The following is a 21,859-nucleotide window of genomic DNA, read 5'->3' as shown; positions in this document are numbered from 1 at the left end:
TGCGCCAACAGCTTTCTAAATCACAGGTTGTATTGTAGTCTGGATCACCTGCGGGAGCTCCGCCTGTCAGAAATGACTCCCGCCGAGGAGATCCGCATGGGTGTCGAGCTTCGTCCGCTGGGCGTGACCTGCAACATCATGTGTCAGTATTGCTACCAGAATCCGATCCGCGACAGCGGAAGCCTTCGTCAGCGCTACGACATGGATGCAATGCTCGCCGCGCTCGCCGAGGACGCCGAGCCGTTCACACTGTTCGGTGGAGAGCCGCTGCTCCTGCCCCTGCCGGATCTCGAAAGGCTTTGGGCGTTCGGATTGGCGCGCTTCGGCCGAAACCGGGTCCAGACCAACGGCACGCTCATCTCCGAGCGCCATATGGACCTGTTCGCCACCTATGCGGTTCATGTCGGCATTTCGATCGATGGTCCGGAGGCACTGAATGACGCGCGCTGGGCGGGGTCCATCGACAGGACACGGGAGCAAACCAGGAATGTCGACCGCGCGATTGCCGGTCTGTGCGAGCGGGGCCTGCATCCCAGCCTGATCATCACGATACATCGGGGCAACGGTCTGCCGCAGCACTGGCCCTTGATGGACGACTGGCTGTTGCAGATGCAGGCAAGGGGCGTGGAAAAAGTCCGGTTGCATGCGCTCGAGGTCGATTCCGACGCCGTGCAGTCACATTGGGCCATGACCGATGCCGAGACGATCGCGGCCTTTCAGCACTTCTATCATTTCGAGCGCGAGCAGCTCACCTCGATGCATTTCGACATCTTCGATGAGATGCGGGCACTGCTGCGCGGGATGGACGACCACACCGGCTGTGTCTGGCACGGCTGCGATCCGTATACGACCGGCGCGGTGCACGGCATCGAGGGCTTCGGGGAACGCAGCAATTGCGGCCGTACCAACAAGCGCGGCATCGACTTCATCAAATCCGACGATCCGGGTCACGAACGCAGCATCGCCTTGTGGTTCACGCCGCAGGCGGCCGGCGGCTGCCGCGACTGCCGCTTCTTCGCGATGTGCAAGGGCCAGTGTCCGGGCACTTCGATCGACGGCGACTGGCGCAATCGCAGCGCGCAATGCGCGCTATGGACCGCGCTGTTCGTGCAGATCGAGGAGGAGCTGCTTGCCGCCGGAGAGACGCCATTGTCCCGGGATCCCCGCCGAGCCGAGATCGAGCACAAGCTGATCCAATCAATGATCGACGACCGGCGAGTCCCGCTGCTGACGGACATCGTGAACGATCTCGACGGGCGCATGTAGGCGTTGAACGCAACGAGGTCGACAACAAGGAAGCTGGTGCATGTCCGAGCGCGCTCCAATCCGCCCTCCACGACGGCGCCCGTTCGTTCGAATCGGCTGGGTTTCGGAGGCCGCGAGACGAGCGTGGGAGCCGCGTTTCGAACTGATCAGGACCGAATGGAGGGTGTTGCGCTGGCATGCGGTGGCCGCCGGCTTGAACAGGGCCGCGATGGGCACGCTGAGCCCCGAAGCGATCGACGATATGGCGCTCGCGGTCGAACGCATGGGGCTCGTGGTGGTGCCCGTCCGGCTGGCGGTCGAGACAGCTCCGAACGTATCGTCCTCGCAGCGGCGGCCGGGACTGCCTATCGAAGTCACCGTCGCCGTTGTTCGCGGCAGCGACAGGGATGAGTTCGAAGCGGACTGGCAGCGCGACCCCGAGCGCACATTGCTGGACTGGTCAGGGTGCCCCCATTGCTGTGCCGAAGCGACGCGTCGCCGCGAACGACGAAAGCTGGATCCGGTCTGGGCGAGTGCGATGCTGACGCGAACCAAAGCGCCATCACGCCATCGGCGGATCGAGCTGCCGTCGCGGCCAGAGACCAACATCCTCTGGCGAGCCGTCGGTCTCGGCATTGTTCCGCATTGGCCCTGCAGGTTCGACTGCCAGGCAAGCTCCGCGTTGGCAACGGACATGCTTGCACTCGGTCGCGCTCACTGCGCACAGGCGACGGAGTGGCTGCTCGATGCTCTGACCTGGCCGGTCGAATGGTCGATGATGCACGGCATCGCCGAACTGCACACTCCGGTGTGCAGGGTTACGACATCGACATCCGACAGCAACGCTCGACGTGAAATACGCTATCACGGCGTGACCTGGCCCGATGAAGGCGCGAGCAGCTTGCGCTTTCCATATCGGGCGCCGTCGCGCGAACGCTGGACGGGATCGAAGAGTTTTCGCGGCGGAATGATCCCGACCGAATAGACAGCCTTGCTTCCTCATTGCGCGCGGAAATACAATCTCCGCGAGTTGTGATGTGTTTTGTGCCGCAATGGTGTATATGGTTCGGGTTGCGTTGATTGACCACTTTCATTCCCAAGAGCGATTATCAGGAGACTCAGATGTCATACATGGACAAGAAGATTCAAATCACCGCGGACCTTGCCAAGGTGAAAGCGGCGGCAGCCCAGCTGAAGAGCCAGGCCAACGCCGCGGACGAACTCCAGAAGGATCCGCAAGGCTATCTCGCCCAGGTCGGCATCGAAATCGACTCCAACACGGCCGATCTCATCAAGGACCGTCTGTCCGGCCAGAAGGCGACCGCCGCTCCTGCCTCGGTCATTCACATCGACGTCTGACTGCTGCGCGACTGCAGGACAATCGTCCGGCCGGACAATGCCCATTGTCCGGCCGGAACGAGCCGCAGGTCCAATCCGCGCCGGCGTCGTGCCGGAATCACTCATGGCTTCCGGGAGCAGCTGGACATGCATGTGCGTGACCGGGCGACGAGACCGACTGAGCTTGTATTGAACGTGAGCTACAGATGTCCGCTGAAATGCAGCCATTGCTGCTTCTCGTCGGACATGAGCCATCTCGAGGTTCTGCCGCAGGACATCATGCTCGCTGCGATCGATGACGCCGTCGCCCACCAGATGACGCGGATCAATCTGGTCGGCGGCGATCCATTCCTTCAGCCCGAGCTGATCCGTGCGGCGGCAACACGCGCCAAGTCGCTCGGCCTTTCCGCTTCAGCGACCACGAGCGCGTACTGGGCGACGTCGCAAGCGAAAGCGGATCGCATTCTGAGTCCCCTGGTCGACGCGGGACTCGAGCGGATCATCATATCGTTCGACGACATGCATGCCGAATTCCTCGACGGTCGGAATATCGTCCACGCCTACCGAGCCGCCCGTTCCCTCGGATTGGACGTGCTGATTGCCGTGGTGACAGCCCCGGACAGTACGATCGACCGACAGCGGATTTTCGATCTTCTCGGCGTCGAGCCCCATGAGGATCCGCGGCTGTCGGTCTATGAGACGGCCATCAATTCCACCGGACGTGCCGTCAACGATGTCAGCGCGTCCGACCTCGACGCGAGGCGGCATTCCTCCGGGGCCTATCGCGGACCCTGTCCTTCAGTCCTCCGGCATTTCTCCGTGGCGCCGAGCGGCAGCGTGCTGCCATGCTGCGGCGTGCTGCCGTTTCATGACGCAATGAGCGTAGGTGATCTGAACGAGACGTCGATGTCCGCGGCAATATCCCGCGCCTATCGGGACCCGGTATGGAAGTGGATCGCCTTCGAAGGTCCTGTTGCTCTGCTCTGCGAGATCACCGCAGAGACCGATCGCCCCTTCAAGGCGAACGACTTCGACGGCATTTGCAGCGCGTGCGACCAGCTTTTTTCAAGCCCCGAGCTCCTACGGCTGCTCGATCGTCATCTGCCGCGGAAGTTGCCCGCATTGGCGCTTCTCGAGCACGTCTTCGAGGCCGTGGGCGCGTTTCATTCGGTTCCTCCGGCGTCGTCCGACGTGTCTGTCGGAGTCTGAGATTCAAGTTTTGAGAGCCATTGCCATGACCATCTCGGTTGCGCTGGTTGCAGCGCCGTTTCTAGCCCTGACGAGGCCCGCGCTCGGGATCAGCACGCTCCAGGCGGCGCTCGAGACCCGTGGAGTGGGCGCACGGCAGTATTATCTCGGCTTCGCGTTTGCCGAGTTGATCGGTGCCGAGACGTTTCAGTTCATTGCAGAGCAGGTTCAGACCAGCCTGCTGATCGGTGAATGGGTCTTCGCAGGAACCTTTGACAACCAGCCCGATCCGATCGCCGAAGCGCGGCACCGACAGCGCATGGAGGTCGCTTGCGGTCCGCATTGGGCTGCCGTCGTCGCGGCGCGTGATGCTGCGGAAACGTTCGTCGACCAGTCGGCTCGCCGTCTGATTGCAGACGGCGCCCGCATCATCGGCTTCTCGTCGACATTCCAGCAGAACTGCGCATCGCTCGGAATCGCTTATCGTATCAAGCAGCTCGCGCCGGACAGGATCATATGCTTCGGCGGCGCCAACTGCGAGGGCCCGATGGGGGAGGCGCTCCTCGATCGCTTCTCGCAAATCGACTACGTGTTTCGTGGCGAGTCGGACCGGACCTTTCCAGCGTTCGTCGAGCGTTTCCTCGCAGGCACGCTGCCCTACAGCGAAAGCACCGACGTTCTGGGCCGCGTCGGCACGACGGGGAGGTTGGTCGAGCCCCCGCTGGAGGATCTTGATGAACTTCCCGTTCCCGATTTCAGTGACTATTTCGGAGAGCTGAGGACGGCGTCGTTCTTCAGGGAGCTGCTTCCGGCTCTGCCGTTCGAGAGCTCGCGCGGCTGCTGGTGGGGCATGAAGCACCATTGCACCTTCTGCGGCCTCAACGGCGCGACAATGGCGTTTCGGACCAAGTCGGCCGAGCGCGTGCTGGCGGAGCTGGCGACCCTCTCGGTACGCTGGGGCATCAAGCGTTTCGAGGCGACGGACAACATTCTCAACCTGAAGCATGTCGACGCCGTGTTCGGTCAGCTTGCCAAGACCGCGCCGTCGTCCTACCGGATTCTCTACGAGATCAAGTCGAACATGCGTCCCGAGCAGTTGCGTACGCTTGCGCGCGGCGGCGTGACGTGGGTTCAGCCCGGCATCGAGCATCTCGACAACGATGTCCTGCGCCTGATGGACAAGGGCGTGACCGGGTTGCAGAACGTGCGTGTTCTGCGGAGCTGTGCGGAAATCGGACTACGACCGATCTGGAACGTGCTGTGTGGATTCCCCGGGGAACGGCCAGCAGCCTACGCCAAGATTGCAGGATGGTTCGCACTGCTGGAACATCTGCAACCGCCGACCGGGCATTGCCGGATCCGGCTCGACCGCTTCAGTCCCTATTTCGACCGTGCGGCCGAGCTCGGCTTCGAGAATGTCGCTCCCGCGCTGGCTTACCGGTCGGTCTATGGCCAGCCGGACGATGTGCTGAAGCGGCTGGCCTACTTCTTCGACGGTACGGCGGCCAACACGGCGTCGGATGAGGATCTTGCGCCGCTCGGGGCCGCGATCAAGCGCTGGCGCGCCGCTCATGTCGACGGCACCGCCATGCCGATGCTGGCGATCGTCGGGCTCGGCCCATTTTCGGTCCTCAAGGACACGCGCCGGATCGCGACAGAAACCTGGCGCATCATCGATCCGATCGAGATGGCCGTGCTGGATGCGTTTCGAGAACCGGTGCGCATCGACACCACCTTGAGACGGCTGGTCGACTCGCAGACGCCGGCGGCAGAGGTGGAGCAGCGCTACGCCGATCTGGTCGCCAGCGGGTGTATCCTGGAAGATGCGGACTGTGCGCTGACTTTGGTCACGAGTACCGATTCCCTCGTCATCGACGACGAATGCCGGAGGGATTTTCCGGGCGGCTGGCTTCGCCCGATTGCCGGAAGCGGCTCCGGCGCGTCGTTCAATCAGATTCAATTCTGAACGAGGAGCCGCCACGAAGATGCGGGGGACGATGATGATCGATTGGTCGAGAGCGGCGGCGCCGCAGGATGATCTGTACGATGCCTTGCTGGCCTGTCATCTTGCCAGCACGACCACCAACGCGCAGCGGCCGGAGCCGTTCGTGCATAGGGTCGCCGGTAACGCGCCGCATATCTTCGATGGCGCCGTTGCGGTTCGCTACGTCCAGGCAACCGCGCCCGGCGCGCCGGTCTTCAGCAATGGCCCGCTGGAGCATGCCAACATCCATGCGGCCGTCGATTATGTGAGGCGCTGGCCCGTCGCCTTCGAGCAGATGCGCATGCTGATCGACACGTTCCATCCGCTGGCTCGCCCGGATGTCGCCGAGAGCGAATATCGTGAGGGTTATGGATCCTACAGCGGTTCGACCGACGACCGGCTGGGCACGCTGTTCGCCACCGTCTTCGATCCGATCGGCCTGGCCCAGGCGTTCGTCCATGAGATGGGACACAACAAGCTTCGCGCCCTCGGCGTCAATCTCGAATCGGCCGATCGCCTGATCCTCAATCCGCCGGACGAATTGTACGTCAGCCCCGTCATCAAGGATCGTTTGCGACCGATGACGGCGGTGCTGCATGCGGAATACTCGTTCGCCTACATCACTGCGCTCGACATCGTGCTGATCGAGACCGAGCCCGAGGGGGTGAGGCGCCAGCTGTTGTTTCGGCTGCTGGCACGCAATCTCGCGCGCATCGAGGAAGGCATCGAGGAAATCAGACGACACATTCGTGTCGATCCTCAAGGCGAGGCGTTCGTCGCCGGTCTTTATGCCTGGATCGAGGAGTTGATCGGACGAGGCCGGCATTTGCTCGAGGCCAGGACTATTCCGGCGGACGTCCACTGACCGGCGTCTGGCCGCGATCGTCTCGGTTTGCTCTTTGTCCTCTTACGATTCGCCGGAGGCTTCGTTGGAATGGTCGACATGGCGAGCGCTGATGTCCGGCGAGCGGCCTGCGCCAGCTTGGCTTGCAGCCGACAACGGGTTCACGTCGGTGCTCGGAATGAGAGAGGCTCACGCGCGCATCGCAGCCGCTGTAAGGCTGGTCACGAATGGGCAACGCTACAACGTCATCGATCTCGGATGCGGGAACGGCGCCCTGCTGGCCGCAATCTGTGAGGGAATGCCTGCTCTGCAGCCGTTTGGTATCGAACGAGATCCCCAAAAGCTCGTACATGCACAGGCATTGTTCGGTCCGGCCGTTGCGCACTGGCTGACCTGCGACATGTTCTCTGACGTGCTGCCCGACTTGTTCTCTGACTCGTTGTCTGACTTGGCGCGCTTCGAGACAGTCGCCGAGCGCAGCATTGCCTTGATCATGCCCGGCCGGCTGCTCGAGGCTCGTACAGAGAGGGCCGCTGTCCTTCGCCTTTGGCTACGCGACCACGCGGACATCATCCTCTGCTACGCCTATCCGGATTGGATGGCGCGCTGTGGCGGTCTCGACGAACTCGGCAGACAGGCGGGATTTGCTGCGTTGCAGAGCGTCAGAGACGACCCGACGATCGCGGTCGGCCGCCTTCCCTGAGCGAGGTCGCTAGAACCCGGCCACCGAGCCGTGCAGGTCGTATTCGTCGGCGCGCTCGATCTTTGCGGTGACGATCTCACCGACCCGCAGCGGCCGCCGGCTGGAGACGTAGACGGCGCCGTCGATCTCCGGGGCATCCGCCTTGGAGCGTCCCTTGGCGACGGTCGGGCCGACCTCGTCGATGATCACCTGCTGCCGCGTACCGACCTTGCGCTTGAGGCGGCGCGCCGAGATTTTCTGCTGGCGCGCCATCAGCGCTTTCCAGCGTTCCTGCTTGATCTCGTCCGGCACCTGGCCGGGCAGGGCATTGGAGGTCGCGCCGGCCACCGGCTCATATTTGAAGCAGCCGAGCCGGTCGATTTCCGCCTCATCCAGCCAGTCCAGCAGGTAGGCGAAATCCTCGTCGGTCTCGCCGGGAAAGCCGACGATGAAGGTCGAACGCAGCGCCAGATCCGGGCACACCGCCCGCCAGCCCTTGATGCGGTCGAGCGTCTTGTCCTGTGCCGCCGGCCGCCGCATCGCCTTCAGCACGTTCGGGCTGGCGTGCTGGAACGGGATGTCGAGGTAAGGCAGCACCTTGCCCTCGGCCATGAGACCGATCACCTCGTCGACATGCGGGTAGGGGTAGACATAGTGCAACCGCACCCAGGCGCCGAGTTCGCCGAGCTCGCGGGCGAGATCGAGGAAGCGTGCGCGGACGCTGCGGTCCTTCCAGGGGCTTTCGGCGTATTTGATGTCCAGCCCATAGGCGGACGTATCCTGGGAGATGACCAGCAGCTCCTTGACGCCCGCCGCAACCAGACGTTCGGCCTCGCGCAGCACATCGGCCGCCGGCCGCGACACCAGATCGCCACGCAGCTTCGGGATGATGCAAAAGCTGCACCTGTTATTGCAGCCCTCGGAAATCTTCAGATAGGCGTAGTGCCGGGGCGTCAGCTTGATGCCCTGGGGGGGAACGAGATCCAGATGCGGATTGTGCACCGGCGGCGAAGCGCGATGAACAGCGTCCAGGACGCTTTCGTATTGCTGCGGACCGCTGATCGACAGCACGCCCGGATAGGCCTGCTCGATCTGTTCCGGTTCGGCGCCCATGCAGCCGGTGACGATCACCTTGCCGTTCTCGGCCATCGCCGAGCCGATCGCCGACAGCGATTCCTGCTTGGCGCTGTCGAGGAAGCCGCAGGTGTTGACGATGACGAGGTCGGCGCCGTCGTGCTTGCGGGCGAGCTCGTAGCCCTCGGCGCGCAGCCGGGTGATGATGCGCTCGGAATCAACCAGCGCCTTGGGGCACCCGAGCGAAACAAAGCTGATCTTGGGTGCGGAACCCTGCTGCATCTTGGAACTGCCTGATGGGATACGCGTCAGCTAGTCCGAATTACTCAGAAAGACAAGGCTTTGAGCCGGTCGCGTCCATGCTATGGATGGTGGCCGGACACCCTGGTGAACGATGAGCGCCGAGCAATCCCCGAAAATCGTGATCGTTGACGAGAGCCCGATCCGCGCCGCCATCCTGGAGGAGGGCCTGCGCGAGGCGGGTTTTACCGGCGTGGTGCATGTCAGCGAGATGCAGGGCCTGCTGGCGCGAATCTACGCCCTTGACCCCGACGTCATCGTCATCGACCTGGAAAACCCGAGCCGCGACGTGCTTGAGCAGATGTTCCAGGTGAGCAGGGCGGTCCGGCGGCCGATCGCGATGTTCGTCGACCAGAGCGATGCGGCCTCGATCCAGGCCTCGGTGGAGGCGGGCGTGTCGGCCTACATCGTCGACGGCCTGAAGAAGGAGCGGATCAAGCCGATCCTCGACCTCTGCATCTCCCGCTTCAATGCCTTCTCGAAGCTGCAGGACGAGCTGGAGCGCACCAAGTCGGCGCTCGAGGATCGCAAGGTGATCGACCGCGCCAAGGGCATCCTGATGAAGATGAAGGGCTTCACCGAAGAGGAAGCCTACGTTCTGTTGCGCTCCACGGCGATGCGCGAGAAGAAGAAGATCGGCGAGATCGCGCAGTCGATCCTCACCGCCTCGGAGATGCTGAAATGACCGGCTCGCTTCGCATTGGCTTCATTCCGCTGGTCGATGCCGCCGCGCTGATCGTCGCCGTCGACAAGGGCTTCACGGCCGCCGAGGGGCTCGACGTCACGCTGGTGCGCGAGGTCTCCTGGTCCAACGTCCGCGACAAGCTCAATATCGGCCTGTTCGATGCCGCGCATCTGCTGGCACCGGTCGCGATCGCCTCCAGCCTCGGCATTGGCCATGTGAAGGTGCCGATCGTCGCCCCCTTCAATCTCGGCGTGAACGGCAACGCGATCACCGTGACGCCGGCGCTGCATGCCGAGCTGATGGCGCATCTCGACGGCGATCGGTTCGATCCGATGGCGACCGCGCTGGCGCTGGCGCGTGTGGTCGCTGCGCGCCGCAAGGCCGGCGCCGAGCCGCTGACCTTCGGCATGACCTTTCCGTTCTCGACCCACAACTACCAGCTCCGGTTCTGGATGGCCGCCGGCGGCGTCGATCCCGACGAGGACGTCCGGCTGGTGGTGCTGCCGCCGCCCTATATGGTCGAGAGCATCGCCAATGGTCACGTCGACGCCTTCTGCGTCGGTGCGCCCTGGAATTCAATCGCGGTCGATCTCGGCATCGGCCACATCCTGCACTTCGTCTCGGACGTGCTGGTACGCGCGGCCGAGAAGGTGCTGGCCGTCAGGCAGAGCTGGGCGGACAAGAACCCGGATGCATTGGCCGCCCTGGTCCGGGCCTGCGCCCGCGCCGCTGATTTCATCGAACAGAACCATGAGGATGCGGCGCGGATCCTGGCCCAGCCCGAGCGGATCGGTGTCGATGCCGAGGTGATCAAGCGCACGCTCGACGGCCGGCTGAAGATTTCGCCGGACGGCACCTTCCGCGAAAGCCCGCGCTATCTGCTGGTCGGGCGCGAGGGCGCAGCGCGGCCGGAGAAGATCCAGGCCGCCTGGCTGTACGCCCAGATGGTCCGCTGGGGGCAGACGCCGCTCAGCAGCGACGCTTTGAGCACCGCCATGGGTGTGTTCCGGCCTGACATCTACGACGCCGCACTCGGCACGCAGGGGCAGGCGCAGGATGCGGCGATCGGCGCCTTCGCGGGGCCTCCCTTCGCGGCCGACGATGTCCCAGGCCATCTGAAGGCCTTCAAGATCGGCCGCTGGACGGCCTGATCCCTCGTCGGAACAGAAATCAGGCAGATGGCTTCGCCGATCAAAATTTGGGCGAAGTGCTCGCATTTGAGGGCTTGAGGCGCCGATCGCGGGGTCGGCGATTCGAGCAGCCATCTGATTTCACTGGTATTTCCCAGGCTTCGCGGCTGGCACGCAACTTGAATATTGCAGTGCAGTCAGCCGCCGCAGATGCCGCTGGCTGCAATCCGTGTCGGATTTCCGCAGCAACGAAGCTGGTCGGATCGCTCTCCTGAAAGATGCCAACGCTGGCGGTTCGGGCGACGCGATCCTCATCCCATCCCCGAACGCCAATCGCTTGGCTGCTGGAGCTTCGTCCGCCATCATGAAAATCGAGCCGTTGTCTGTCGACTTCAACGACGAGCAGAAGCGCTATCTCGAGGGCTTGGCCGCCGGCCTCAAGGTGACCCTCGCCGGCCGTAACCCGGCGACCACGACGGCAGCCGCAACCGAGCCGGCAGGTCCCGACGCCATCCACATCAAGGCACAGGACAAGGTCCTCGCGTCGGGCCGCAAGCTCGCCGACCAGGAGAAGGTCAAGCGCGAGCTGCATCCGTTCGATGCCTATGAGCGCCTGAAGCAGCAGGCCCGCAGCAGTGCCGCGCCGTCCGCGGCCGACAATTTCCGCTGGCGCTATTTCGGCCTGTTCCACGTCGCGCCGGCGCAGGATTCTTACATGTGCCGGCTGCGCATCCCGAACGGCATCATGAAGCATTGGCAGCTCGCGGGGCTCGCCGATCTCGCCGATCAGCTCTGCGGCCCCTACAGCCACGTCACGACGCGCGCCAATCTGCAGTTGCGCGAGATTCCCCCCAAGCACGCGGTGATGCTGCTCGAAGGACTCTCGGATCTCGGCCTCACCGCACGCGGCTCCGGCGCCGACAATATCCGCAACGTCACGGGCACGCCGACCGCAGGCATCGACCCGCAGGAGCTCCTGGACACACGGCCTTACGCGCGCGAGTGGCACTTCCATATCCTCAATGATCGCTCGCTGTATGGGCTGCCGCGCAAGTTCAACGTCGCCTTCGACGGCGCCGGCCGCATCGCGGCCCTCGAGGACACCAACGACATCGCGTTCTCCGCGGTCGAGGTGAAGGACGGTTTCGGCGTGACGCCGGGCGTGTGGTTCAGGCTCGGCCTCGGCGGCATCACCGGCCACAAGGATTTCGCCAAGTCGACCGGAATCATCGTCGAGCCGGAACGCGCGACCGAAGTCGCCGATGCCATCGTGCGGTTGTTCATCGAGACCGGCGATCGCACCAATCGCCTGAAGGCGCGGCTCAAATACGTGCTCGACAGCATGGGCCACGACAAGTTCATGGAGGCTGTCGAGGCGAGGCTCGGCCGCAAGCTCGCGCGCGTCCCGGACGAGGCGCTCGCGCCGCGTCCCGAGGCCGACCGCATGGCGCACATCGGTGTCCACCCGCAGAAGCAGCCCGGACTGAACTGGATTGGCGTCGTGCTGCCGCTCGGCAAGCTGACCACCGATCAGATGCGCGGACTTGCCAGGGTCGCGGCCGATCTCGGCGACGGCGAGATCAGGCTGACGGTGTGGCAGAACCTGCTGATCCCCGGCGTCCGCGACGAGAACGTGGCTCTGGCCTGCGCCGCGATCGCGCAGATCGGACTCGCGACGACAGCCTCGCATATTCGCGCCGGACTGATCGCCTGCACCGGCAACGCCGGCTGCAAATTCGCGGCGGCCAACACCAAGAAGCATGCGGCGGAGATCGGCGACTGGTGCGAGAGCAGGGTGGAGATGGACACTCCGCTGAACATCCATCTCACCGGCTGTCATCACTCCTGCGCCCAGCACTACATTAGCGACATCGGCATGATCGCGGCCAAGGTGCCGGTCGGCGATGGCGACGACACCGTCGAGGGCTATCATCTGTTCGCGGGCGGCGGCTTCGGCCCGCAGGCCGATATCGGCCGCGAGGTGTATCGCGATCTCAAGGCCGTGGACGCGCCTGCAACGATCGAGAAGCTGCTCAAGGCCTATCTCGTCCATCGCGCTTCTCCTGACGAGACATTCCTCTCGTTCGCCCGCCGCCATGATGGCGAAGCCTTGCGCCAGCTCGCTGAGGCGCAGAACTCGTCCGAGGTGTCAGCATGAACCAGATCACGCCCATGCCGAAGATCGAAATCATTCCGGCAAGCGCGCCGTTCTCCGAAGCGCAGCGCTCCTGGCTCAACGGCTTCCTCGCCGGCGCGCTCGGCCTGGACGGCTCGACGCCGCTCTCGCCGGCGCAGAACGGCGCCGTGCTCGCACCGGGCGATGGTGACGACGGCGAGGCGCCGTGGCACGACCAGACCATGCCGATCGCCGATCGCATGAAGCTGGCCGAGGGCCGCCCGTTGCGGCGGCGGATGATGGCGGCGATGGCGCAGCAAGATTGCGGCCAGTGCGGCTACAATTGCAGCGACTATTCGGATGCGATCGCGGATCGCAGCGAGGCGCGCCTCAATCTGTGCGTCCCCGGCGGCAAGGAAACCGCGCGGATGCTGAAGGCGCTGTATGAGGAGATCGACAAGGCGCCGGCAACAGCAAAGCCCGTGACTGCAACGCCCGCCAACGTCTCCGTCGTCGTCAGCGAGCCGGGCCGATCGCGCGACAATCCGGTCGAGGCGACGTTCCTGTCGCGGCGTCTGCTCAACAAGCCGGGCTCGGAGAAGGAGACCTGGCACATCGAGTTCGATCTCGCCGAGGCCGGACTCGACTATGTCGTCGGCGATTCCTTCGGCATCTTCGCCAAAAACGATCTCGGCCTCGTCGACCAGATCATCGCGCTGCTCGGCGCCTCGCATATGACCGAGGTGAACGGCAAGCCGCTGCGGCAGTGCCTGCTCGAGGACGTCTCGCTGTCGCCAGCTCCGGATTCGCTGTTCGAGCTGATCTCCTTCATCACCGGCGGCGCGACGCGCGAGAAGGCGCGCCGGCTGGCGCAAGGCGAGGATCCCGATGGCGATGCGGCGACGCTCGACGTCATGGCGGTGCTGCAGAAGTTCTCCGGCGTCCGGCCGCATCCCGAAGCCTTCGTCGAAGCGCTGGAGCCGTTGCAGCCGCGGCTGTACTCGATCTCCTCATCGTACAACGCGACGCCCGGAAAACTGTCGCTGACCGTCGACTGCGTCCGCTATGTCATCGGCAAACGCAAGCGGCTCGGTCTCGCCTCGACGTTCCTGGCGGAGCGGATCAATCCCGGCGACAAGCTCCGCGTCTATGTGCAGAAGGCGCATGGCTTCGCGCTGCCGGCCGATCCGAAGACGCCGATCATCATGGTCGGCCCGGGCACCGGCATCGCGCCGTTCCGCGCCTTCCTGCACGACCGCAGGGCGACCGGCGCACCGGGCAAGAACTGGCTGTTCTTCGGCCACCAGCGCAGCGACTGCGATTTCTTCTACGCCGACGAACTCAATGCGATGAAGACCTCCGGTCTTCTGACGAGGCTGTCGCTGGCGTGGTCGCGCGACGGCGACAAGAAGTTCTACGTCCAGGACCGCATGCGCGAGGTCGGCCGCGAGGTGTGGACCTGGCTCGCCAGCGGAGCGCATCTCTACATCTGCGGCGATGCCAAGCGCATGGCCAAGGACGTCGAGCGTGCCCTGGTCGACATCGTCGCCCAGTTTGGCGCCCGCTCGACTGACGAGGCTGTCAGCTTCGTGGCGGACCTCAAGAAGAAGGGGCGGTTCCAGCTCGACGTTTATTAACGGGCCGGAACCCGCTGGAACCCTGCGGATAAAATTCTCGGCCGGAACTCTGGCCGAGAATGTTTTGGTTCCCTGCGGACCCAAAACAGGGGGCTTGTCGTTATTTGCCCGGTTGCCTTGCGCCCGATCCCGAGAACGCTTTTCTCTCGTGGTCGGAACTTCAGGAGACCGGCCATGCAGACGATCACGACGACCCTGCGCCAGACGCCCCAGGTCCGCGCGATGCGCGAGCGGGGCACGACCGCAGCTCTTGTGGCGCTCTACGGCGCGCTGGCGCTCATCGCGGCGATCACCTTCGGAACGCCCTTCACCCATCCCTTCTGATCAGACTCCTTCGTTCACGGCGCCGTCTTGAACGGCGCCACCTTGATGCCGGCCGCGTCGAGCGCCTTGCGAACCTCGCGGGCGATCTCGACGGCGCCAGAGGTGTCACCGTGAATGCAGACGGTGTCGGTGCGCATCTTCATCACCTTGCCGGTCACCGAGACGACGGCACCGTCCTGCACCATGCGCACGACACGATCGGCAATCTCTCTGGGATCGTGCAACACCGCGCCGGGCTTGCTGCGAGAGACCAGCAGGCCGTTATCGTCGTAGGTGCGGTCGGCGAACACCTCATGCGCCATCGACAGGTTCGCTTTCTCTCCCGCCGTCACCAGCTTCGAGTTGGCGAGCACGACGAAGATCAAGCTCGGATCGACCGCCTTGATCGCCTTGGCGACCGCGTTGGCCGTCATGTCATCCTCGCAGGCGACGTTGGACAGCGCGCCATGCGCCTTCACATGGGTGACCTTGTGGCCGGCCGCGGTGGCGATCGCCTGCAGCGCGCCGATCTGATAGGCGACCAGGTTCTCGATCTCCGATGATTTCAGGCCCGGCACCGGGCGCCGGCCAAAACCATGCAGATCGCGATAACCCGGATGCGCGCCGACGCTGACGCCCTTGGCCTTCGCCATCTCGACCGTCCTGCGCATGATGTCGGCATCGCCGGCGTGAAAGCCGCAGGCGACGTTGACCGATGTCGCGAGCTCGATCATCGCGGCGTCATTGCCCATCTCCCACGGGCCGAAGCTTTCTCCGAGGTCGCAGTTCAGATCGACGGTGCTGGTCATGTGATGGGTCCGCTCGTTGATGAGATGGCGATTCCATTTAGTCGGGTGCAGCTCCGGGCCAGGTGCCGACATCGGTCGCGCTGACGGCATGCCCGGCCACATTCGCCGTGAGCAGGGCATCCACGTTGAACTCGCTGCTCACGAGCTCTGTGACGCGACCAGGCAGGCTGCGCAGCAGATCCTTGTAGCGGCGCAGCTCCGCCTGCGCCTCGGCCATGCTGACGGCCTTGAAGCGGAACGGCGTGCCGGCCGGCGTCTGCGCAAGACGCCCGTAGTCGGCGGTGATCACGGTCGCGATCTTCGGGTAACCGCCGCTGGTGCCGCGGTCCGACATCAGAACGATCGGCGAGCCGTTGCCGGGAACCTGGATGCTGCCCTCGACGGTGCCGTCGGAGACGATGTTGTGGCCGTGCAGATGGCGGATCACGGGACCTTCGAGCCGATAGCCCATGCGATCACTGGTCGCGGACACTTTCCAGTCGCTGTCGAGGAACAGCGCCTTCATCTCGTCGCTGAACTCGTCGTCCTGCGGACCCATCACCACGCGGATCGCGCCGCTCGTCTTCGGCAGCTCGATCTGCATCTCCGGCGCCTGGCTCGCCGGTGTGACCTCGAACTCATCGCCCGACTGCAGCGGGCGCGGGTAGGGGCTGCCCAATCCCGCACGTGCATTGACCGAGAGGCTGTTGAACATCGGCTCGCCGGCAATGCCGCCCGCTATCGCGAGATAGCTGAACGAACCGCCGCGAGCGAAGCCGAGCGTCAGCTTCTCACCCTCATTCAGCGTGACAGACGTGTTCATCTCGACCGGACGCTTGGCGACCTCGGCCGGACGCGGCGCGCCGGACAGCGCGACACGGACAGCACCGCTCTTGGCGACGAAGGTCGCCCCGAACGGACCGATCTCGATCGCAGCCGCCATCAGGTCGTTGCCCACGAGGCTGTTCGCGGCGGCCAGCGACAGCTTGTCCATCGCGCCCGAGGGCGTCAGCCCGTAGCGCTGCGCGCCGAAGCGGCCGCCATCCTGCACCGAGCTTGCCGGACCGATCTGTGAGACGACGAGCGTGCTCATGCCGCGATCCGCTCCGCGATGAGCTCGCCGGCCTCGGCCGCGCGCTCCTGTTCGGCAAAGGTCTTCTCATCCACGGCAGTGAAGCTGACTTCGTCGCCCGGCTCGAGCAGGAAGGTCGGCTCACGATGCAACTGGAACGTCCGCATCGCGGTGCGGCCGAGCAGGTGCCAGCCACACGGACCGGCCAGGCACTGGATGCCGGTCTGGATGCCGCCGATGGCGACGATCCCAGCGGGTGTTGCGACCCGCGGGTTCTGCCGGCGAGACATCTGCAAGCTTGGATCGAGCCCCGACAGATAAGACCAGCCGGGCGTGAAGCCGATCATCGCCACGCGATAGGTGCCCGCAACGTGGCGGGCCACGACTTCGTCCGGCGTGATGTTCAGCGTCTTGGCGACATCCTCAAGGTCGATGCCGTTCTCGCCGCCATAGCAGACCGGCACCCGCCAGCGCCGGATCTCGGTCTCCGGCGCGAGTGAGCCGGCCGACAGCGCCAGCAGGCGTGCGCACAGCGTGTCGTGGTCGAGGATGCCCGGATCGTAATGCACCAGCAGCGAGCGATAGGTCGGCACCGTCTCGGTGATACCTGTGACTCCGGCCGCCGCCAGCGCATGATCGAGCGCTAGCACGCGGCGGTTGGCGGTCTCGTCGATGGTCCGGCTGAACTCGACGGTGACGGCGCTGTCGCCGCTGGGGAGCAGGCGAGGGGGTGGAAAAGGATCGGCCATGAGTCCGCAATGATCCGCGTTCGTGATCCCTGATCTAGCTCGTTTCATTTGCGAGTGGAATTGGGTCCATGACGAAAACTATCGAAAATTCAATAAATTAATCGGATGTCATGTGATAAGGAGACTTTATCGGGCCGCTGCAGGGCCCGCATGCGCTGGACGCACCGAGCATGCCCTTGACGGCGCGACCGTCGCTCGCAAGATGCGCCAGCTTTTTCCGCCAGCCCTGTTGGAGCACCAGTCTCACGATGTCCCTCACCCCCGAAGCCATCGCCACCCTCTCTCAAGTCACCACCGCGACCATCACCACGGTCCTGCTGAAGAAGGGGTTGCGCAATGTCTGGCTGCGCGGCGCCAAGCCGCTGCGCCCGGGACAGAAGCGGCTGGTCGGTCCCGCCTTCACCCTGCGCTTCGTGCCGGCGCGCGAGGATCTGGCGACGCCGGAGTCGTGGTCTTCGCCGATCTCGACCCGCACCGCGATCGAGGCCATGCCCGAGGGCTGCATCGCCGTGGTCGATGCGATGGGCGTCAAGGACGCCGGCATCTTCGGCGACATCCTCTGCGCGCGCATGGTGAAGCGCGGGGTCACCGCGCTGATCACCGACGGCGTCGTGCGTGACCTCGAAGGCGTGATGGGCACCGGCCTTCCGGTGTGGTGCGACGGCTATGCCGCGCCGCCGTCGGTCGCCGGCCTGACCTTCGTCGGCTGGGGCGAGGCGATCGGCTGCGGCGGGGTCGCGGTGTTTCCAAACGACGTCATCGTCGCCGACCAGGACGGCGCGGTGCTGATCCCGCAGGCGATGCTCGACCACGTGCTGGCCGAAGGCCCCGAGCAGGAGCGCATGGAAGCCTGGATCGTCGACGAGGTGAACAAGGGCGCGGTGCTGCCGGGCCTGTACCCGATGAACGCCGAGACCAAGGCGCGCTACGCCGCGTCGAAGAAGTAAGCTCGAACCGCCGCAGAAAGGCACATCATGGATTTCCACCCCGCAGGCTCGCGCGCGACGCGCAAGGCGCCGGCCGAGTACTTCACCGGCAACGTGCTGCAGGACCCGCTGATCATGGCGCCGGCGCCCGCGCGGCTCAACGCCTCCCGCGTCTCGTTCGCGCCGGGCGCGCGCACCGCCTGGCACACCCATCCGCTCGGGCAGACGCTCTACGTGATCTCCGGCATCGGCCGCATCCAGGCCAAGGGCGGGCCGGTGCGCGAGATCCGGCCGGGCGACGTGATCTTCATCCCGCCGGGCGAGAAGCACTGGCACGGCGCCTCGCCCGACAACGAGATGACGCATATCGCCATGCAGGAGGCGCTCGACGGCGTCTACTCGAACTGGATGGAGCACGTCACCGACGAGGAATACGCCACGCCGGTCGGCTGATGCGGGACTAACAAGATGTCGAGCGCGCGGTCGAAAGGCCGCGCGCTGTCGTTTTGACGGCGCCGTTCTCAGTTCACCCGTGTCCAGGTCTGGCCGCCGCAGAACATGCCGCCGAAGGCGCAGCCCTGCACGCGCAGACTGTCCGGGCCTTTCAGGTTGATCGTGGAATCGTAGGTGCTGCCGCTGTTCGGATCGTAGATGCGGCCGCTCCACTTCTTGTCCTGCGCCTTGTCGCTCGGCCGCATGTTGATCAGGATCTGCTCGCCATTCTGATTGGTCTTGGCGTTGACGGCGTAGCCGCAGAGATTGGTCCCGCACGGCTCGATGCGGATCTTGCCTTCCTTCTCCTCGGTCAGCCAGATGCCGACCGGAGAATTCGGATCGCGCACGGCCGCCGGTGCAGCGGCAGCAGGCGGGACCGCGGCGGTGGTGACCGCCGCGGGGGCCTGCGCCGGCTTGGCCGGTGGCTGCACGGCTGCGGGAGCGGTTGGCGCAGCAGGCGCTGTCACAGCTGCCGGCGGCGTGACCGTTGCCGGGGCTGAGGGCGCCTGTGCCGGAGGCACCGGAGCAGGCGGCGCGGCGGCCTGGACTGGCGCAGGCGCGGCAGGCGCCGCCGCTGGGGCTGCGGCCGTCGGCGCCGGGGCAGGCGGAACAGGGGCAGGGGCCGCTGGTGCCGGAGCGGCCTGCGTAGGCGCAGCCGGCGTGACCGCCGCCTCGGCAGGTGCGGAAGCCGGCTTGTCCGAACCCGGCTGCGGCTTGGCCGTCGAATCCTGCTCGCGCTTGCCGCGCTTGGCCTTCTTCTGCTCGGTGTTGTCGTAGACGCCGGGGATCTGCACGGTACCGCGGTCGGGATCGATGCGGATGGTCTTGCCGCCATATTCGATCACGTACTGCGCCTGGGCGGCACTGCTGGCCAGAACCACGGCAGCAACGGCCAACAGCCTCTTCATCAGGATCTCCGCGATGTCGGTTGCTGAGGTGAGCGAGCTCACGCGCAATTAAGTCGCCGATGCGGCAAGCCCGGTTCAATGCCAGCCCCGCTCAGAAATCCAGCGGCGCATTGTCGACGACCTCCTTCATCACGAAGAAGGTGCGCGTCTGGCGCACGCCCGGCAGCGAGATCAACTGGTCGCCGTGCATGCGGTTGAAGTCGTTCATGTCGCGGACGCGGATCTTTAGGAAGTAGTCGAAATCGCCGGCGACGAGATGGCAGTCGAGCACGAATTTCAGCTTGCGGATCGCCGCCTCGAAGGTGCGGAAACTCTCCGGCGTCGAGCGGTCGAGCACCACGCCGACCAGCACCAGCGCGCTGCGCTCGACCTTTTCGGGCGCGATCTGCGCGCGCACGCTTCTGATGTAGCCGTCCTCGAACAGGCGCTGGGTGCGGCGATGGCATGTCGCCGGGCTGACATGGACGGCCCCGGCCAGCTCGGCGTTGCTCATTCGTCCGTCCTTCTGCAGCAGCTGCAGGATTCGGCGGTCGACGCGGTCGATATCTTGGTCGGAAGATTCTTTCATTAGATAGCCAGTAAGTGAGAGAATTGGCCGACATATCGGCTCTGAGCGAACGTAAGCACGAAAACCCAAGCCGATAAAGAGAGCACCTTTCTCGCGCTTTTTCGTATGTTCCCGGCCGACCCAATCCACCATCCACGGAGAGATCCCGTGCTTCGGCTCGACAAGTTCAAGAAGTATCCGCTCACCTTCGGCACCACCCCGATCGAGCATCTGCCGCGCCTGACGGCCGCCCTTGGCGGCAAGGTGCAGATCTACGCCAAGCGCGACGACTGCAACTCGGGCCTTGCGATGGGCGGCAACAAGCTGCGCAAACTCGAATACATCGTGCCCGACGCGATCGAGTCGAACGCCGACACGCTGGTGTCGATCGGCGGCGTGCAGTCCAACCACACCCGCATGGTCGCGGCGACCGCCGCCAAGATCGGTATGAAGTGCGTCGTGGTGCAGGAGAGCTGGGTGCCGCACGAGGACGCCGTCTATGACCGCGTCGGCAACATCCTGATGACCCGCCTGATGGGCGCCGATAGCCGCATCGTCGAGGACGGCTTTGACATCGGCATCCGCAAGAGCTGGGAGAACGCGATCCAGTCGGTGAAGGATGCCGGCGGCAAGCCCTACGGCATTCCGGCCGGCGCCTCCGTGCACAAGTTCGGCGGCCTCGGCTATGTCGGCTTCGCCGAAGAGGTGAGGGCGCAGGAAGCCGAGATGGGCATCAAGTTCGACTACATCATCGTCTGCGTCGTCACCGGCTCGACCCAGGCCGGCATGATCGTCGGCTTCGCCGCCGACGGCCGCGCCGACCGCGTCATCGGCATCGACGCCTCCGGCACGCCGGAGCAGACCCGCAACCAGGTGCGGCAGATCGTCGACAACACCGCGGAGCTGGTCGAGCTCGGCCGCAAGGTGCGCGAGGACGAGATCGTCATCATCAACGACTACGCCTATCCGGCCTATGGCGTGCCGAGCGCCGAGACCAACGAGGCCATCCGCCTCGCCGCCCGCACCGAGGCGATGATCACCGACCCGGTGTACGAGGGCAAGTCGATGCAGGGCATGATCGACCTCGTCAAGAAGGGCTACTTCCCGGAAGGCTCCAAGGTGCTCTACGCCCATCTCGGCGGCGCTCCGGCGATCAACGGCTACAGCTACACCTATCGCAACGGCTGAGGGCGGCCGCGGCTTGATCGCCGCCTCGCGGGCCAGCCGAGGTGCTACCACAAACACAACTGTCGTCCCGGCCTCCGAGCCGGGACCCATAACCAACGACTGTCGTGTTATCGTCCACTGCATCTGCGCGCCTGCCACACGCGACCGCCTGTGAGTCTGTGTCCCGGCTCGGAGGCCGGGACGACACCGAATGTGTGGCACGAGCGATCCACATACGACGCCGTCATTCCGGGGCGCGCGAAAGCGCGAGCCCGGAATCCATAACCACGAGCGGTCGTGTCGGCCACGCCGGCCGCTCCATCTCGCTCGAACAACATTGTCACAGAGTATGGATTCCGGGCTCGCGCTGCGCGCGCCCCGGAATGACGGCGAGTGTGCTGAACGAGCCATCCAAACATGATCCCGCGTTCTCGCGACGCATGACGTCCGAGTGATCCGTCAGTCGAACCCTCTTGAACGGAAGAGGGCGCAGGGAATGCCGGGCGCTGGCCGCAACCCATGGCCCGCCTGCACAAGAATAAGCAGGCGGCAGTCACCACAGGTTCAGCCGAACTCCGGCATTCCCTGCGCGATGGTTTTAACGGTAGAGTCGAGGAAGGGCGCGGTGGCTTGGGCCATGCGGCAACGCCCCGTTTCCCTTCCCCGCTCATCGAACCGGAC

General features: G+C 64.9%; 20 protein-coding genes and 1 pseudogene. 15 read left to right on the top strand and 6 right to left on the bottom strand.

Annotation, left to right across the window (positions count from 1 at the left end; translation table 11 throughout):
* Window positions 1-96 precede the first annotated feature (96 nt).
* The 7 genes and pseudogenes from ACQR1L_RS26015 to ACQR1L_RS25985 all read left to right on the top strand — a co-directional run bounded on the left by ACQR1L_RS26015 (window position 97) and on the right by ACQR1L_RS25985 (window position 7,302).
* Complete coding sequence (locus tag ACQR1L_RS26015; RefSeq protein ID WP_434860767.1) at window positions 97-1,266, top strand: radical SAM protein; 1,170 nt, start codon at window positions 97-99, stop codon at window positions 1,264-1,266.
* Window positions 1,267-1,306: 40 nt separating this feature from the next.
* Window positions 1,307-2,230 (top strand): hypothetical protein, encoded by a 924-nt coding sequence (locus ACQR1L_RS26010; RefSeq protein WP_434860766.1) that lies wholly within the window; start codon window positions 1,307-1,309, stop codon window positions 2,228-2,230.
* 137 nt (window positions 2,231-2,367) lie between these two features.
* On the top strand, window positions 2,368-2,604 hold the full coding sequence (locus ACQR1L_RS26005) for a hypothetical protein (protein WP_434860765.1): 237 nt from the start codon (window positions 2,368-2,370) through the stop codon (window positions 2,602-2,604).
* Between the two features lie 126 nt (window positions 2,605-2,730).
* Window positions 2,731-3,510, top strand: a pseudogene (locus ACQR1L_RS26000) (radical SAM/SPASM domain-containing protein); the annotation flags it as partial.
* A 46-nt stretch (window positions 3,511-3,556) separates the two neighbouring features.
* Window positions 3,557-5,737, top strand: coding sequence for a RiPP maturation radical SAM C-methyltransferase (locus ACQR1L_RS25995; RefSeq protein ID WP_434860764.1), 2,181 nt, complete (start codon window positions 3,557-3,559; stop codon window positions 5,735-5,737).
* A gap of 19 nt (window positions 5,738-5,756) precedes the next feature.
* The gene (locus ACQR1L_RS25990; protein ID WP_434860763.1) at window positions 5,757-6,620 is read left to right on the top strand and encodes an aKG-HExxH-type peptide beta-hydroxylase; all 864 of its coding nucleotides are present in this window, start codon (window positions 5,757-5,759) and stop codon (window positions 6,618-6,620) included.
* 157 nt (window positions 6,621-6,777) lie between these two features.
* A complete protein-coding gene (locus ACQR1L_RS25985) occupies window positions 6,778-7,302 on the top strand; it encodes a hypothetical protein (RefSeq protein ID WP_434860762.1) in 525 nt (174 codons plus the stop codon).
* 9 nt (window positions 7,303-7,311) lie between these two features.
* On the opposite strand, the gene rimO is transcribed toward ACQR1L_RS25985, so the two are convergent.
* Complete coding sequence (gene rimO / locus ACQR1L_RS25980; RefSeq protein ID WP_434860761.1) at window positions 7,312-8,637, bottom strand: 30S ribosomal protein S12 methylthiotransferase RimO; 1,326 nt, start codon at window positions 8,635-8,637, stop codon at window positions 7,312-7,314.
* A 112-nt stretch (window positions 8,638-8,749) separates the two neighbouring features.
* Here rimO and ACQR1L_RS25975 point away from each other — a divergent pair, with 112 nt between their 5' ends.
* From ACQR1L_RS25975 to ACQR1L_RS25955, 5 genes are all read left to right on the top strand, one after another.
* Window positions 8,750-9,340 carry an ANTAR domain-containing response regulator gene (locus ACQR1L_RS25975; protein WP_008965342.1) on the top strand — a complete coding sequence of 197 codons (591 nt, stop codon included), beginning with the start codon at window positions 8,750-8,752 and terminating at the stop codon, window positions 9,338-9,340.
* On the top strand, window positions 9,337-10,491 hold the full coding sequence (locus ACQR1L_RS25970) for a CmpA/NrtA family ABC transporter substrate-binding protein (RefSeq protein WP_434860760.1): 1,155 nt from the start codon (window positions 9,337-9,339) through the stop codon (window positions 10,489-10,491). Before ACQR1L_RS25975 ends, ACQR1L_RS25970 begins: the two co-directional genes overlap by 4 nt.
* Before the next feature lie 343 nt (window positions 10,492-10,834).
* A complete protein-coding gene (locus tag ACQR1L_RS25965; protein WP_434860759.1) occupies window positions 10,835-12,628 on the top strand; it encodes a NirA family protein in 1,794 nt (597 codons plus the stop codon).
* Window positions 12,625-14,223, top strand: coding sequence for a sulfite reductase subunit alpha (locus ACQR1L_RS25960; RefSeq protein WP_434860758.1), 1,599 nt, complete (start codon window positions 12,625-12,627; stop codon window positions 14,221-14,223). The genes ACQR1L_RS25965 and ACQR1L_RS25960 overlap by 4 nt, the downstream gene beginning before the upstream one ends.
* A gap of 174 nt (window positions 14,224-14,397) precedes the next feature.
* Complete coding sequence (locus ACQR1L_RS25955) at window positions 14,398-14,547, top strand: hypothetical protein (RefSeq protein WP_434860757.1); 150 nt, start codon at window positions 14,398-14,400, stop codon at window positions 14,545-14,547.
* 14 nt (window positions 14,548-14,561) lie between these two features.
* On the opposite strand, the gene ACQR1L_RS25950 is transcribed toward ACQR1L_RS25955, so the two are convergent.
* Genes ACQR1L_RS25950 through pxpB form a run of 3 tightly spaced genes read right to left on the bottom strand, consistent with a single transcriptional unit; the run spans window position 14,562 to window position 17,135 of the window.
* Window positions 14,562-15,335, bottom strand: a complete 774-nt coding sequence (locus tag ACQR1L_RS25950) for a LamB/YcsF family protein (RefSeq protein WP_434860756.1) — start codon at window positions 15,333-15,335, stop codon at window positions 14,562-14,564.
* Window positions 15,336-15,372: 37 nt separating this feature from the next.
* Window positions 15,373-16,407: a biotin-dependent carboxyltransferase family protein gene (locus ACQR1L_RS25945; protein WP_434860755.1), complete on the bottom strand. Its 1,035-nt coding sequence runs from the start codon at window positions 16,405-16,407 to the stop codon at window positions 15,373-15,375.
* Complete coding sequence (gene pxpB, locus ACQR1L_RS25940) at window positions 16,404-17,135, bottom strand: 5-oxoprolinase subunit PxpB (RefSeq protein ID WP_434860754.1); 732 nt, start codon at window positions 17,133-17,135, stop codon at window positions 16,404-16,406. The genes ACQR1L_RS25945 and pxpB overlap by 4 nt, the downstream gene beginning before the upstream one ends.
* A 248-nt stretch (window positions 17,136-17,383) precedes the next feature.
* On the opposite strand from pxpB, the gene ACQR1L_RS25935 reads away from it, so the two are divergent.
* Together ACQR1L_RS25935 and ACQR1L_RS25930 are read left to right on the top strand one after the other, a co-directional pair.
* Entirely contained in the window at window positions 17,384-18,082 is a 699-nt protein-coding gene (locus ACQR1L_RS25935) for a ribonuclease activity regulator RraA (protein WP_006613956.1), read from the top strand.
* 27 nt (window positions 18,083-18,109) lie between these two features.
* Window positions 18,110-18,514, top strand: a complete 405-nt coding sequence (locus tag ACQR1L_RS25930) for a (R)-mandelonitrile lyase (protein ID WP_006613955.1) — start codon at window positions 18,110-18,112, stop codon at window positions 18,512-18,514.
* Between the two features lie 68 nt (window positions 18,515-18,582).
* On the opposite strand, the gene ACQR1L_RS25925 is transcribed toward ACQR1L_RS25930, so the two are convergent.
* Both ACQR1L_RS25925 and ACQR1L_RS25920 read right to left on the bottom strand, forming a co-directional pair.
* Window positions 18,583-19,464 (bottom strand): DUF2147 domain-containing protein, encoded by an 882-nt coding sequence (locus tag ACQR1L_RS25925; protein WP_434860753.1) that lies wholly within the window; start codon window positions 19,462-19,464, stop codon window positions 18,583-18,585.
* A gap of 91 nt (window positions 19,465-19,555) precedes the next feature.
* A complete protein-coding gene (locus ACQR1L_RS25920; RefSeq protein ID WP_434860752.1) occupies window positions 19,556-20,032 on the bottom strand; it encodes an Lrp/AsnC family transcriptional regulator in 477 nt (158 codons plus the stop codon).
* 147 nt (window positions 20,033-20,179) lie between these two features.
* Here ACQR1L_RS25920 and ACQR1L_RS25915 point away from each other — a divergent pair, with 147 nt between their 5' ends.
* Window positions 20,180-21,199, top strand: coding sequence for a 1-aminocyclopropane-1-carboxylate deaminase (locus tag ACQR1L_RS25915; RefSeq protein WP_434860751.1), 1,020 nt, complete (start codon window positions 20,180-20,182; stop codon window positions 21,197-21,199).
* Window positions 21,200-21,859 lie beyond the last annotated feature (660 nt).

Source organism: Bradyrhizobium sp. HKCCYLR20261 (genome assembly GCF_051168435.1).
In the GTDB taxonomy this organism is placed as follows: Bacteria; Pseudomonadota; Alphaproteobacteria; order Rhizobiales; family Xanthobacteraceae; genus Bradyrhizobium.
The sequence above is the reverse complement of the archived record's forward strand: the minus strand, read 5'-3'. Positions and strand labels throughout refer to the sequence as shown.

Excerpts from the sequence above, each read along its gene's own strand:
- ACQR1L_RS26015 (WP_434860767.1), top strand. The coding sequence starts at position 97 with ATGGGTGTCGAGCTTCGTCCGCTGGGCGTGACCTGCAACATCATGTGT.
- ACQR1L_RS26010 (WP_434860766.1), top strand. The coding sequence starts at position 1,307 with ATGTCCGAGCGCGCTCCAATCCGCCCTCCACGACGGCGCCCGTTCGTT.
- ACQR1L_RS26005 (WP_434860765.1), top strand. The coding sequence starts at position 2,368 with ATGTCATACATGGACAAGAAGATTCAAATCACCGCGGACCTTGCCAAG.
- ACQR1L_RS25990 (WP_434860763.1), top strand. The coding sequence starts at position 5,757 with ATGCGGGGGACGATGATGATCGATTGGTCGAGAGCGGCGGCGCCGCAG.
- ACQR1L_RS25985 (WP_434860762.1), top strand. The coding sequence starts at position 6,778 with ATGAGAGAGGCTCACGCGCGCATCGCAGCCGCTGTAAGGCTGGTCACG.
- rimO (WP_434860761.1), bottom strand. The coding sequence starts at position 8,637 with ATGCAGCAGGGTTCCGCACCCAAGATCAGCTTTGTTTCGCTCGGGTGC.
- ACQR1L_RS25975 (WP_008965342.1), top strand. The coding sequence starts at position 8,750 with ATGAGCGCCGAGCAATCCCCGAAAATCGTGATCGTTGACGAGAGCCCG.
- ACQR1L_RS25970 (WP_434860760.1), top strand. The coding sequence starts at position 9,337 with ATGACCGGCTCGCTTCGCATTGGCTTCATTCCGCTGGTCGATGCCGCC.
- ACQR1L_RS25965 (WP_434860759.1), top strand. The coding sequence starts at position 10,835 with ATGAAAATCGAGCCGTTGTCTGTCGACTTCAACGACGAGCAGAAGCGC.
- ACQR1L_RS25960 (WP_434860758.1), top strand. The coding sequence starts at position 12,625 with ATGAACCAGATCACGCCCATGCCGAAGATCGAAATCATTCCGGCAAGC.
- ACQR1L_RS25955 (WP_434860757.1), top strand. The coding sequence starts at position 14,398 with ATGCAGACGATCACGACGACCCTGCGCCAGACGCCCCAGGTCCGCGCG.
- ACQR1L_RS25950 (WP_434860756.1), bottom strand. The coding sequence starts at position 15,335 with ATGACCAGCACCGTCGATCTGAACTGCGACCTCGGAGAAAGCTTCGGC.
- ACQR1L_RS25945 (WP_434860755.1), bottom strand. The coding sequence starts at position 16,407 with ATGAGCACGCTCGTCGTCTCACAGATCGGTCCGGCAAGCTCGGTGCAG.
- pxpB (WP_434860754.1), bottom strand. The coding sequence starts at position 17,135 with ATGGCCGATCCTTTTCCACCCCCTCGCCTGCTCCCCAGCGGCGACAGC.
- ACQR1L_RS25935 (WP_006613956.1), top strand. The coding sequence starts at position 17,384 with ATGTCCCTCACCCCCGAAGCCATCGCCACCCTCTCTCAAGTCACCACC.
- ACQR1L_RS25930 (WP_006613955.1), top strand. The coding sequence starts at position 18,110 with ATGGATTTCCACCCCGCAGGCTCGCGCGCGACGCGCAAGGCGCCGGCC.
- ACQR1L_RS25925 (WP_434860753.1), bottom strand. The coding sequence starts at position 19,464 with ATGAAGAGGCTGTTGGCCGTTGCTGCCGTGGTTCTGGCCAGCAGTGCC.
- ACQR1L_RS25920 (WP_434860752.1), bottom strand. The coding sequence starts at position 20,032 with ATGAAAGAATCTTCCGACCAAGATATCGACCGCGTCGACCGCCGAATC.